This window comes from Arthrobacter sp. 05T45, assembly GCF_056395875.1.
This window is the reverse complement of sequence record NZ_JBFTKI010000001.1, coordinates 165,161-177,821: the sequence shown is the minus strand read 5'-3', so window position 1 is coordinate 177,821 and position 12,661 is coordinate 165,161. Positions and strand designations below refer to the sequence as shown.

The window sequence follows — 12,661 nt, the reverse complement described above, 5'->3', positions numbered from 1 at the left end:
GGCAGCCGCTACGTGGATCCACGTAGCGGCTGTCCTTTTTCGTAGCGGAAACGTGCGCTACGTCTGCGGGAGTCCCTCCACGGCCGTGGCCACCGCGGCCCGGATGGCGCGGTGCAGTTCCCCGAGCCGGTGCCGGTCCGTGCGCACCTCGATGATGCTGCGGCCCTCCGGCGGGCCGGACAGCGCCTCGGCGAGTTCCGCCGTCGTGCCGACCAGGCGGTGCGGGACACCGTATGCCGCGGCCAGCGCGGCGAGGTCCACCCGCTGCGGGGTGGCGAAGAGGCGTTCGACGGCGTCGCCGTAGCGCCCCGCCGCGGCGACGGTGCCGTGTTCCAGGAGCCCGAAGATGGCACCGCCGGCGTCATTGAGCACCACGATCCGCAGCTGCGGTTCGGCCTCGCCGGCGCCGAGCAGGAGTCCCCCGGCGTCGTGCAGGAACGTCACGTCCCCCATGAGCACGGTGGTTTCCTGGCCGCCGCCAAGCGCGATCCCGGTCGCGGTGGACGTGGTGCCGTCGATCCCGGCCAGGCCCCGGTTGGCGAACATTGTGGCCTGGGGTTCCGCGGGCGGCGCCCCGGCGAGGTCGACGTCGCGGATCCCGTTCGAGGAGCCCAGGACCAGCTGCCCGCGGGCATGTTTCCAGACTTCGGCGCCCACCGACGGACCGGTCGCGGCCGGGGATGCGGCCAGGATCAGGTCCACGGCATGCTGCGCGGCGGCTCCTGCCAGCAGCCAGGCATCGAGCCAGGCGGCAGATCCGCGGCCGGCGAAGTCCGCCAGGTCCGCCAGGGTTTCCAGCGGCAGTTCGGTGCGGCGGCCGGGTTCGTACCAGGCCACCGGAACCGGCTGGTACAGGGCCGACGGGACATCCGCCCGCTCCAGCAGCGCGCTCACCGGCCGGGAGAGCGTCGGCCGGCCGAAGAGGACCACGCGTTCGATCGGCTGTGCCGCGTCCGCGCCGAAGTGCTCGATCAGCAGCCGGTAGGGCCCCACCGCGTTGGGGCCGAAGCGGGCGTTGGAAGACGGCTCGGCCAGCAGCGGCAGGCCGTGCGCGCGGGCGAAAGCCTCCGCGACCGGGCCGGCGTCGTGCCCGGCCAGCACCACGGTGCGCCGTTCCGGCAGCGCCGTCGACGCGGCCGGAAAGTCCAGGGCCAGGGGGTTCCGGGCGGCCCGGTAGATGCCGTGACCGGCGGCCGCGGGCAGTCCGTCGCCCACGGCCGGGACCAGCGGGTCGCGGAAGGCGAGGTTCAGCTGCACCGGCCCGGGCGGGGCGTCCTCGAAAGCTCCGGTGGCGGCACTGAGGGCCGTTTCGACGGCGCGCTGCGGATCGCTGCCCGCGGGCACGTCGACAGCGAAGCGGACGTGGTCGCCAAAGAGGTCCAGCTGCACGGTGGTCTGGTTGGCGCCGGTCCCCCGCAGCTCCTCGGGCCGGTCGGCGGAGATGACCACGAGCGGCACCGCGGCGTGGTTGGCCTCCATGACGGCCGGGAGGAGATTGCCGACGGCGGTCCCGGACGTGGTCAGGACGGCGGCGGGCGCACCGGCGGACAGGGCCAGGCCCAGGGCGGTGAAGCCGGCGGACCTTTCGTCGATCCGGACCAGCAGCTCCACCCGTCCGGCGGCTTCGGCCTCGGCCAGGGCGTAGGCCATGGGCGCCGAGCGCGATCCCGGGGACACCACCACCTGGCGCACACCGGCGGCGAGCAACGTGCCGACGGCGATGCGCGCAGCCTCCACCGCGGTCAGGCCGCCAGGAGCGGATGAGCCGGCAGCGGAATCCGCCGGACTCACATGTTCTCCGGCGTTTCGATGCCCAGCAGTTCCAGGCCGCCGGAGAGGCGGCGCAGAGCCAGCGCGCACAGGGCCAGCCGCGAGTCCCGGACGGATTCCTCGGCCTTGAGCACAGGGCACTGGTCGTAGAACGTGGTGAAGAGCTGTGCGAGCTCAAAGAGGTAGCCGCAGAGCCGGTGCGGCTCCAGCGCGTCCCGCACCTTGTTCAGCGTTGCGTCGAACTCCAGCAGGTGCAGGGCCAGCGCGCGTTCTGCGGGTTCGACGACGGCGATCGCCGTGGCGGGGCCGCCGGATGCTTCGGCTGCCGGAGTGCCGGCCGCCGGAGTTCCCGCGGCGCCGGCTGACGGCGAGCCGCCGTCGCCGGTGATTTCTTCCAGTACCCCGGCTTTGCGCAGGATGGAGCGGATCCGCGCCGCAGCGTACTGCACGTAGGGTCCGGTGTTGCCGCTGAGGGCGAGCATGCGGTCGAAGTCGAAGACATACTCGGTGTCGTGGCCGGTGGAGAGGTCGGCGTACTTGACGGCACCGATGCCCACCTGGCGGGCGGTCACGGCGCGCTCCGCCTCGCTGAGCTCGGGCCGGCTCGCGTCGATGACGGCGCGGGCACGGTCCACGGCCTCTTCGAGCAGGGCCATGAGCTTCACCGGGGCACCGGAACGGGATTTGAGGATCTTTCCGTCCTCGCCAAGCACGTTGCCGATCTGCACGTGCACGGCCTCGACCGTCTCCGGAAGCCAGCCGGCGTCCCGGGCACTGGCCATGACCATGCGCAGGTGGACGTTCTGCGGGGCGCCCACGACGTAGAGGATCCGGTTGGCCGCCAGGTCGCGGACCCGGTAGCGGATGGTGGCGAGGTCCGTGGTGCCGTAGCCGTAGCCGCCGTCGGACTTGCGGATAATCAGCGGCAGCGGCTGCCCGTCGCGGCCGGTAAATCCTGCGGGGAAGGTGCACAGGGCGCCGTCGCTGATCCGGGCCAGGCCGCGTTCCTCGAGTTCCTGGCACAGCTGTGCCAGATGCGCGTCGTAGGAGCTTTCGCCGGCGATGTGGTCATCGGTAAGGCTGATGCCGAGGGTGGAGTAGATGGCGTTGAAGTAGCGCTTGGACTGGGCGACCAGCCGCTGCCAGACGGCGAAGGTCTCCTGGTCGCCGCCCTGCAGGGCAACGACGCGGAGCCGGGCCCGGGTGGCGAAGCCGTCCTCGTCGGTGGCGGAGGCATCGAACTTGGCCCGGGCGGCCTGGTAGAACGCGCTGGGGTCCTCCACCAGCAGCGCCGCCTCCGGGGAGTCCTCGCCGATCTCCAGCCAGTGTTCGATCAGCATCCCGAACGGGGTGCCCCAGTCACCGATATGGTTCTGCCGGATCACGGTGTCGCCGAGGGCTTCGAGCACCTTGACGAGGCTGTCCCCCACCACGGTGGTGCGCAGGTGGCCGACGTGCATTTCCTTGGCGACATTCGGGGAGGAATAGTCGACGACGACGCGCTGCGGTGTCGCGGCGGGCGTGACGGCCGTGGCCGGGGACGCGGCCTGGACCGACTCCGCATTGAGCAGCTCCTCGATCCAGGTGCCGTCAAAGCTCAGGTTGATGAAGCCGGGTCCGGAGATTTCCACACTGGTGCAGATGCCGTCCAGGTTCAGGGCGTCCACGATCCTGGCGGCGGCGTCCCGCGGCGGCAGGCCGGCTTTTTTGGCCAGGGCCATGGCGGCGTTGATCTGGATGTCGGCGAACTGGGAGGGCCTGACCACCGGATCCGTCTGCCGGAACTCTTCGCCAAACGCGGTGGCAATTGCAGCCTGGACTCTGGGGACAACCAATTCGGCCGGATTATTCACAGTCCCAAATTATCAGTTCGGCAAAAACCCGACGCTCCCTCACGTCCCGCCGCCAAAAACCCGACGCTCCCTCACGTCCCGCCGGCAAAAACCCGACGCTCCCTCACGTCCCGCCGCCAAAATAAGGGAAGTGAGGGAGCGTGGGAAGGAAACCTGCCAAACGTGAGGGAGCGCGGGAAGGAAACCTGCCAAACGTGAGGGAGCGTGGCGGCAGGAAGCTAGCCGCCGGCGCGGAACACCTGGACCACGGATGGACGCGGGGCGCGCACCTGGCCGGGCTTCGGTGTGGCGCCGGCCGCGACGTAGTCCGGGAAGTACGAGTGTTGTTCGGCGAAGGTGCCTTCCTCGCCCGGGTGCTGAACGGCAACGAAGACGGTGCGCTCCTCGTCGTGGATGACCGGGCCGCAGGTCTCGGCGTCGCGCGGGACGGCGAGGAACTGCTCCACCCTGCCGCGTTCGGCACCGTCCAGGGTCACTTTGAAGAGCCCGTCGGCGTAGCCGATGCTGGAGGGCGCGCCGTCGGTGGAGATCCAGAGGTTGCCCACGGAATCGAAGGCCACGTTGTCCGGGCAGGAGATCGGTGAGACTTGGCTGGCAGGGAACCCGGCGAAGTAGGTGGCGGAGTTCTTGGCCGGATCGCCGCAGACCATCAGCAAGTTCCAGCCAAACGTTGTGGAGCTCTGGTCCCCGGTCTCGGTGATTTCGACGATGTGGCCGTCGCGGTTGAGGGTACGGGGGTTGACCTCGGTGGCACCTTCCTTGCCGGGCTTGCCGCGGTCCGCGTTGTTGGTGCAGACCACGTAGACCTTGCCGGTGTGCGGGCTGGGCTGGACGTCCTCGCAGCGGTCCATCTTGGTGGGGCCCACCTTGTCGGCGGCGAGGCGGGTGTACACCAGTACCTCTTCCACGGACATCCCGGCCACCTTGGACTGTCCGCCCACCACGAGGGGCAGCCAAACACCGGCGCCGTCGAAGGCGCCGTCGGCCGGAAGCTTGCCCGCGCCGTCGAACCCGTCGGCAGGGGAATTGCCGGTGAACTTCGCGACGTACAGGTCGCCTTCCGAGAGCAGCGTGAGGTTGTTCCTGCGGTCCTCCGCCGTCTTTCCGGGCCGGTAGGTGCCGGCCGAAACGAACTTGTACAGGTAGTCGAAGCGCTCGTCGTCGCCCATATAGGCCACCACGTGACCGGACTTGGCGACGATCACGTTGGCGCCCTCGTGCTTGAAGCGGCCCATCGCGGAGTGCTTGCGGGGCGTGGAGGAGGGATCGAAGGGATCCACTTCCACGATCCAGCCGAAGCGGTTGGCCTCGTTCTGATATCCGGGGTTGCGGGTGTCGAAGCGCGGGTCATCGAGTTCCCACTGGCGGGCAGTGGGCTTGCTGGTCAGGCCGTAGCGCTTGTCGGCGTCGGAGGTTCCGGGCGCGGCGAAGTAGCCGTTGAAGTTTTCCTCTCCGGAGAGGATCGTGCCCCACGGGGTGGTGCCGCCGGAGCAGTTGCCCAGGGTGCCCTGGATGGCCCGGCCGGAGGGGTCGGCGGCGGTCTTCAGCAGCGGGGACCCGGCGGCGGGGCCGTCGAGCTCGTAGGTGGTGTCGGTCAGGAAACGGCGGTTCAGCCCGGCGCCCCGGACGTAGCTCCAGGGCTTGTTCTTGTTCGCACGCTCCAACTCGACCACCGTGAGGCCGTGGGCCGCACGGCCGATCGCGCGGGCCTCGGCGGCGTCGAATCCGGCCGGCAGCATGATGGACTCGTTGGTGTATTCATGGTTGGTGAAGAGCACGGCCCGGCGGTCCTTGGAGCCATCGATCGGCAGGATGTCGGTGTAGTCGTTGTTGTAGCCGAACTGGCGGGCCTGCGCCGCCGCGCTCTGGTGGTCCAGGTCGAAGGCCGGCGAGTCGTTGAAGAGCGGGTCGCCCCAGCGGATGACCGGTTGCCAGGTGAACCCGGCCGGGACGGTGAACTGATCCACGGCGGCGTCCACCGGAGCGATGGCGGTGAACTGCAGCTTGGATTTTCCAAACCCGTCCTTGGCGGCAGCGGCGAGGCCCGGACCGCCGTCGGCCACTGCCTTATCAGCGGACGTCACGGCGTTGCCGAGGACGACGGCGAGCGCGCCGGCGGCGCCGAAGCCCAGGGCGGCGCGGCGGGACATCGTGGCGGAGGCGATGTCCCGGAAGTAGCTGTTGGTGCTGGTGTTGCAGACCTCGCCCGAGCAGGCGTTGTCGCACTTCAGCGCGCAGGTGACGGGGCTTCGCTTGCCTTTGGTGTGGCCGAGCATGGGGAGCAGGGAAAATTTGCGTCCGGAGGTGACAGACATGGAGAGACCTTCCATGGGGTGAGTTGCGGTCGCGCCCACCCTTCCAGCCGCTGGCTACCGAGAGGCGTCTGTCAGATGAAGTCCCGGTGAATGCTTCGCCGGGCCGCCGAACCCATCGGTTGCTCCGTAATCGCCGTTTTCGAGGTCCTGAAGGGCCGTTACGGAGCAGTCGATGCGGCCAGTACGGCATGCACCCGCCGCAGCCGGTCCAGCCACCAGTCCCGGCGTTCCGGCGAGGCGGCGTGTTCGGCCAGCAGCTCCGGTGCCGGGCGGACGTCGCGCAGGGCGATCGCGCCGTCGTCGGGTACCAGCGGATCGTGAGTGACATCGGCGGCGAGCAGGGACACCGTGCCCAGGCCGCAGGCGTACGGCAGCTCGGGCAGGGCGGCGGCCAGGGCCAGTCCGGCCCGGATCCCCACCGAGGTGTCCAGCGCCGAACTCACGACGGCGGGCAGCCCGGCCTGCGCCACGATCCGCAGGGCGCGCCGCACTCCCCCGAGCGGGGCCACCTTGACCACGATCAGGTCCGCGGCGCCGGCCCGCGCCACTTTGAGGGGGTCGTCCTCCTTGCGCACGCTCTCATCCGCGGCGATCAGCACGGGGACGCCGGCGGCCCGGAGCTGCCGCCTGACCTCGGCGAGGCCCTCGATCTCCGGCACGGGCTGTTCGGCATATTCGAGCCCGACGGCGGCGAGCCGGGTCAGTGCCGCAACGGCCTCCGGCACGTCCCAGCCGCCGTTCGCGTCCACCCGGATCACGGCGTCCGGCAGCGCCGCCCGGACGGCCGCCACCCGGGCGGCGTCGTCGTCCAGGCTCTGGCCGCGCTCCGCGACCTTGACTTTGACCGCGTCCACCCGGCCGAAGCGGGCCAGGATATCGGGCACCCGGTGCGCCGGCACGGCAGGAACCGTGGCGTTGACCGGGATGCTGTCCCGCAGGGGCTCCGGGAACCCTTCCCAGCCGGCCTCGAGGGCGGCCGTAAGCCAGCGGGAGGCCTCGGGGTCGCCGTATTCGGGAAAGGGACAGAATTCGCCCCAGCCCAGCGGCCCCCGGAGCAGCAGGGCCTCGCGCTGCAGGATGCCCCGGAACTTCACGCGCATCGGCAGGCTCACAACGTGGGCACCGGCCAGGAGTTCATCAAGGCCGGGCAGGGGCGCGGCGGGACGTGCCGGGGGGTCCATGGGGAGGGCAGGCATGGAGCCACTGTACTGGGAATGCACTGCGGGGAATGCACTGGGAGAAATGTACAGCGGAGCTTTCCCGGACACCGGTCGGGGACGCAGGGCGCGGGAACGCGGCACCGGGAGCCGGATATGGACCTTGATTGGGCCGGCGTCGACTGGGGGTGAGTCCCTGGTCCAGGAAACTCGTCTCCGCCGGCCCCGCTCAAGGAGCGCCGTGCCGGGGACAAGCCGCGCCGGCACACACCCGACTCTACAAATCCCGGTCCGGCGGCGCACCAGTAGTGAGTACTCGTTTATTGACGGGCGCTACCCTCCGCGCCGCGCGCCGGCCCTTCAGCTGGCGCGCAGGGTTCTATGGGACTCTTAATGGCATGACTTTTCGGCAGGAACGCACCCCTTGGGACCCGTCTGCCCCGGTCTATGAAACAGAGGCCCAGGAAACACAGGTTGCGAAAACACAAGTCCTCCCGGCGAGTGCGCCCGAGACGCCAGAGCGCAGCACGCGGGACCGCACAACACCGGATCCGCAGGCGCGGTGGTCTCCCGGCAAGGCCACGGCAGCCTTGTTCGTGCTGGCCACGGTTGCCTGCATCGCTGCGCTGGCCGTCACCTATGTCTTCTTTGTCCGTACCACCACGGGCCAGTTCATTGACGAATCGGCCCTCGTGGAAGCCGTGGCGCTCAGCGGGACCGCGGGCAAGGCCGCCACCAAGCTGTTGGACTGGCTGCCGGCGCTCTCCGTGGTGATCGCGTCGGTTGTGGTCGTGTTCGTCACCATCCTGCGGCGCCGCTGGTCTGCGGCGGTGATTGCGATTGCGGCGTGTGTGGGCGCCAACCTTGCCACCCAGATCCTGAAGGACTGGCTTCCGGTCCGGCCGTACCGCGGGGTTGAGACGCTGGAGCTGAATTCGCTGCCCTCGGGCCACACCACCATGGCGGCCTCGGCCGCCGCCGCCGTGTTCCTCATGGTTTCGCCGCGCTGGCGGCCGCTGGCCGGCTATCTGGGCGGCAGCTTCGCCGTCGCCACGGGCGTGTCCACGCTGATCAACCAGTGGCACCGGCCCGCCGATGTGATGGCGGCCTTCCTGGTGGTCGGGGCTTTCATGATCCCGGCCGGCTGGCTGATCATCCGCCGGGGCCCGGGCTGGAACGTCTGGAACGGCTACAACGAACACTGGGCCTCGGCCAGGGTATGGGTGGCGCTTCCCGTCCTCACCGGTCTCGCCGCGGCCGGGGTGGCGGCCGTCGCCTTGCTGAGCATCGGCCCGGGCGGCCAGGAGGTCAGCACCACCAGCTACTTTTGGGCCGGCACGTCCCTGATCGTCATCGCCGGCTACCTCGCAACGGTGGCCGGCGTGTGGCTGTTCGGCCTGGCCGCCCGGCAGCCGGACCCACGACGGCGGGACAGGGCCCTGCACCAGGAACGGTAGCGCGGCGCACGTAGGCCCGGGAACAACAGCGCGCCCGGGCCTAAGCAGTTCCTGCGATAGCTACTTGAGACGTGCGCAGATGTCCACGGCTTTGCCTCCGCTGGAGTCCACGGAGAGCACGTTCACGGTCGCCGGCGAGTCAATGGTGAGCTTCAACTGTCCGGTGTACTGGAAGGCCCCGGCCCCGGGCGCATCTGTCGGAAAGAAGATAAACCCAAAGTGGCCTGCGGCGCTGAACGTCCAAGTTTTTCCGTCCGGATTTTGGGTGAATTTGGCCACTGTTCCGGCCGTGTTTACCCTGTACGTCTTCCCGTTGCTCAAGTTGGTATAGGTCAGTATGACTCCCTTGCCAACCTGAAAGAAGTTGCCGTTTTTGAAGTCAATCCGTGTAATCTTTCCGCCGGTGCCGGAGACGCCCAGATCAAAGCCGCACGCTAGGTCGGCCGGAACAACAAAATCCGGCGGGTTGGGCGGACGTGTGACAGTTGCACCCGCGGGCGAAGCAGCAAATAGCAGAGCCGCTGTTGCGGCCAGGGGCGCGAACCAGCGGGACTGTTTTCCTAACATGAGCATCTCCTCATTTTTTTGCGTCGAAACGCATCACCCATCCGGGCGGAGACCATGCGCTGCAAATAATCACGGGCGGACCCTGACTGCGGCACTCGTGCCGCCCCACAAAGGGCCGGTCTCGATGCACCGGCGCGGTTCCCCGACCTTACTGAGCCCACGCAGGCGTCGCCCGAGTAGTCGCTACCTGTTAATCACTGCCTGCTTGGGCGCCGGCGCCCCGGCCGGTCAGTAGTTCCGGCGGTGCTTGAGCCGCGGAATGGTCACGGCGAACACGGCCGCGGCGGCGAAGCCGATCACACCGGTCGCGGCCACGCCGGCTCCCAGGGACACGGCGGCGGTGACGGCGGAGAGCAGTACGGGCCCGCCCGTCGCGCCGGCGTCGGCCATGAAGCGCCAGATGCCGAGGAACTGGCCGCGGCCGTTGTCCGGCGAGAAGTCGGCCCCGAGCGTCATGTTCAGGCCTGAGCTGATCCCGTTGCCGAAACCGATCAGGAGTGCCGCCAGCATGAGCGAGACGAAGCCCGTGCTGAGCGGAATCAGCACCATGGCCGTCCCCATGATCAGTGTGGACGGCACGGCCACCCATTGCCGGCCCTTGCGGTCCATCAGCTTTCCCGCCGGATAGAACACCAGCATGTCGATCGCCCCAGAGATCCCGTAGATCAGCGAGGCCTGGGTGGGGTCCAGGCCCAGGTGATCGGCCCACAGCGGGATGACCACCTGGCGCGAGGCGCGCAGCCCGCTCAGCAGCAGCACCCCGGCCCCCACGCTCAGGAAGACGCCGGCGTGGGACACCGCGACGCTGCGCAAGGTGGGCTGTTGCACGGGAAGGCCGTCGGCCGGTTGCGGCTTCGCCTCGAGGTCGGGGATGGTGACCGACACGGCCGCCGCGGCGGCCATCGCCACGACGCCGGCCCAGTAGGCCCCGCTGATGCCGGCAAACTGCATCACGGCGGCGCCAACGAACGGGCCGATGAAGATCCCGATCCGGTTGACGCCGCCGAGGGTGGACAGGGCCCGGGCCCGGAGCATGACCGGCACGGCCTCGGTCAGGTATTTTTGCCGGGCCAGGCTGAATACGCTGGCGGCCATGCCGACCACCACCATCGCCGCCGCCAGCACCCAGAGGCCGCCGGAAAACAGCGGAGCGACCGCCGCCGCGGCGAGGGCGAACGCGCTGGCGGCCGCGGCCCCCACAATCGCCCAGCGTTCCCCGAATTTCAGGGTGATCAGTGACGCCGGCAGGTTGAAGAACCACGATCCGAGGCCGATCAGCGTCACAATCAGCGCGGCCCCGGCCACGGAGGCGCCAAGATCACGGGCGGACAGGGCGACCACGGGCAGGATCGCGCCCTCCCCCAGGCTGAACATGAGGGCCGGCCCGAACGCGGGAACGGCGATGCTGCGGAGGCTGAAGGGCGCGAGGCGTGTGGTGGTCATCCCCTTCATCCTAGGCACCCGCCGCGGCCGTCCCTGCCCTACGCGTCGAAGTGGGTGCGGACTTCCTCGCTGGTGAGGTGCCGGAGCACGTCCTCGGCGACTTCCCGGAGCTTTTGGTTCCGGTTGCTGGAGACCCTGGTGAGGATGGCCATGGCCTGGTCCTGGGAGCAGCGGTTCTGGGCCATGATCACGCCGCAGGCCAGATCGATGGAAGTGCGGTGTTCCATGGCCGCCTGGAGATCTTCGGCCCGGGATTGGAAGGTTCCGAGCCGCACGGCCAGCCGGAGGGCGCGGCCGGCGAGGTCGGCGAATCCGGCCGCCTCCGCAATGATGTCGTCCGTGAACAGCCCGGTGTCCGCCCCGAAGAAGTTCAGGGCCGCGGCGGCGTCGTCGCCGATTTCCAGCGGAACGCCCAGCGTGCTGCGGCACCCGTTGGCGGCAAGTTGCCGCTGGTAGTCGGGCCAGCGGGGATCGGCGTCGACATCCGCCAGCAGGACCACGGACCTGGTCCGCAGCGCCTCGATGCAGGGGCCGTCGCCGAGGGTCTGTTCGATGCGGTCCAGGGTGACCGCCCGCGGGCTGCTGCCCGCGACCGTCATGGTGCGCTTGCGGCGCTGCAGGGTCACGCCGCACTCAATCTCGGCGCCGGTCGTGCGGCTCAGCGTGGCGGCCGAGAACTCCGCAAGGCGGCCCAGGAAGTCCTCGACGTTGTCGGTCCCCAAAAGCAGGTCCTGGAGGTGGCGGGCGGCGTCGACCCCGAGTGAGTTGTTGGCCATGCTCAAATGTACCGCGGAGGTCGGCACGGGTCGCGCTTAGACGTATCCGTCGACGATTGCCGCGGCGATCTCCCGGTACGCGCGCCGCGTTTCGGGGCGAAGCACATCAAGGGTGACGAGGTCGCCGTCGGCCACTCCGCGGTCGTGCGGAACCGCGATCAACTGGCGGCAGATGCCGGACAGGTGTTCTTCGATGGCGTCCTTGTCCACCCGGGTGGACACCTCGTCCTTGTCGGTGATGACCACGACGGCGTTGCGGGCCAGGTCTTCGTAGCCGTGGCTGGCCAGCCAGTGAAGCGTGCTGCGGGCCCGCTTGGCGCCGCTGACGGCATAGCCGGCCGCGATGATCAGGTTGTCCGCCGACTGCAGGATGCCGCTCATGGCATTGTGGGTCACGCCCGTGCCGCAGTCGATCAGCGCCACGGAGTAGTAGGCGGAGATGAGCTTGCGGATCCGGAGGTATTCCTCGGCCGTCAGCGAATCTGAGACCTCGGGGTCCTGCTCGCCGGCAATGAGGTGGAGCCTGCCGGCGTGGTGCATGTAGCGGGCCAGGGCGGTGAGGGAATCGACTGACTCGATGTTCCTGAGCAGGTCCGTGATGGTGCGCGGGCTCTGCTGCTGGTAGATCCCCTCGCCGAGGGCGCGCTCGACGAGATCGCCGGAATCGGGGTTGGCGTCGATGGCGCACGGAGGATCGCCGCGGAACTCGGCCAGGGTCAGTCCGACGCCGACCGTCGTGGAGGTCTTCCCGATGCCACCCTTGAGGCTCAGGACGGCCGTGTTGTAGCTGCCCTGGAGCTGCCGGGAGATGCGCCGGGCCAGTTCGTCTTCCTCACGCTGCCTGGCGCTCGGGCCAAGGTTCAGGCCGCCGCCGGTCAGGTTGTAGAGGGCACCGCGGAAACCGCCGACGGGCCGGGGCTTCTGCTCGCGGACAAAAAGACCCGGTGAGCTGATGAAGTCGGGCAGCGGGGCATCGGCCAGGGCCGCGGCTTTGCTGGCCGAACGGGTGGAACGGGTGGGCTGGGCGGGCACGGCAGGTGCGGCCTCGGGGGCAGGCGGCTTCAGCACGGGATCCTTGGACGGTTTGGCAGGCTGCGGGCGCGCCGGCGCGTCAGCGGCAGCGGCGGCCTCCGCCCAGGAACTGCTGGGGGCTGTTGGGCGCTGTTCGGCCTGGTTGCTCGAAATGATGGGCATGGTTCCTGTCCAGGCGTCGGAGTCGTCGCCGCGGCGGCGGTCTCTCCGACGCGGGAGTTGGGCCTGCTCTGCAGCTGTTTCAGCTTCAGCGAGGGCGTTGGCGGTCTTGTTTTCGACCGGTTCTGGCAT

Annotated in this window: 9 protein-coding genes; 1 reads left to right on the top strand and 8 read right to left on the bottom strand. The window is 69.4% G+C overall.

Translation table 11 applies throughout. The annotated features are described in order from the left end of the window. Nucleotides 1-57: 57 nt before the first annotated feature. The 4 genes from menD to AC1DGD_RS00815 form a co-directional block, all read right to left on the bottom strand. Nucleotides 58-1,791, bottom strand: a complete 1,734-nt coding sequence (gene menD / locus AC1DGD_RS00830; RefSeq protein WP_476855606.1) for a 2-succinyl-5-enolpyruvyl-6-hydroxy-3-cyclohexene-1-carboxylic-acid synthase — start codon at nucleotides 1,789-1,791, stop codon at nucleotides 58-60. Further along, nucleotides 1,788-3,605 (bottom strand): arginine--tRNA ligase, encoded by a 1,818-nt coding sequence (gene argS / locus AC1DGD_RS00825; RefSeq protein ID WP_476855605.1) that lies wholly within the window; start codon nucleotides 3,603-3,605, stop codon nucleotides 1,788-1,790. Before argS ends, menD begins: the two co-directional genes overlap by 4 nt. Nucleotides 3,606-3,841: 236 nt before the next feature. Further along, nucleotides 3,842-5,938 (bottom strand): PhoX family protein, encoded by a 2,097-nt coding sequence (locus tag AC1DGD_RS00820; RefSeq protein ID WP_476855604.1) that lies wholly within the window; start codon nucleotides 5,936-5,938, stop codon nucleotides 3,842-3,844. 158 nt (nucleotides 5,939-6,096) lie between these two features. Then, nucleotides 6,097-7,134: an o-succinylbenzoate synthase gene (locus tag AC1DGD_RS00815; RefSeq protein ID WP_476855603.1), complete on the bottom strand. Its 1,038-nt coding sequence runs from the start codon at nucleotides 7,132-7,134 to the stop codon at nucleotides 6,097-6,099. A gap of 359 nt (nucleotides 7,135-7,493) precedes the next feature. Here AC1DGD_RS00815 and AC1DGD_RS00810 point away from each other — a divergent pair, with 359 nt between their 5' ends. Then, the gene (locus AC1DGD_RS00810; RefSeq protein WP_476855602.1) at nucleotides 7,494-8,552 is read left to right on the top strand and encodes a phosphatase PAP2 family protein; all 1,059 of its coding nucleotides are present in this window, start codon (nucleotides 7,494-7,496) and stop codon (nucleotides 8,550-8,552) included. Nucleotides 8,553-8,612: 60 nt separating this feature from the next. On the opposite strand, the gene AC1DGD_RS00805 is transcribed toward AC1DGD_RS00810, so the two are convergent. The 4 genes from AC1DGD_RS00805 to AC1DGD_RS00790 all read right to left on the bottom strand — a co-directional run bounded on the left by AC1DGD_RS00805 (nucleotide 8,613) and on the right by AC1DGD_RS00790 (nucleotide 12,661). Then, on the bottom strand, nucleotides 8,613-9,119 hold the full coding sequence (locus AC1DGD_RS00805) for a hypothetical protein (RefSeq protein ID WP_476855601.1): 507 nt from the start codon (nucleotides 9,117-9,119) through the stop codon (nucleotides 8,613-8,615). Between the two features lie 228 nt (nucleotides 9,120-9,347). Then, on the bottom strand, nucleotides 9,348-10,562 hold the full coding sequence (locus tag AC1DGD_RS00800; protein WP_476855600.1) for an MFS transporter: 1,215 nt from the start codon (nucleotides 10,560-10,562) through the stop codon (nucleotides 9,348-9,350). 38 nt (nucleotides 10,563-10,600) lie between these two features. Further along, nucleotides 10,601-11,338, bottom strand: a complete 738-nt coding sequence (locus tag AC1DGD_RS00795) for a GAF and ANTAR domain-containing protein (RefSeq protein WP_476855599.1) — start codon at nucleotides 11,336-11,338, stop codon at nucleotides 10,601-10,603. 36 nt (nucleotides 11,339-11,374) lie between these two features. After that, entirely contained in the window at nucleotides 11,375-12,661 is a 1,287-nt protein-coding gene (locus AC1DGD_RS00790; protein ID WP_476855598.1) for a MinD/ParA family ATP-binding protein, read from the bottom strand.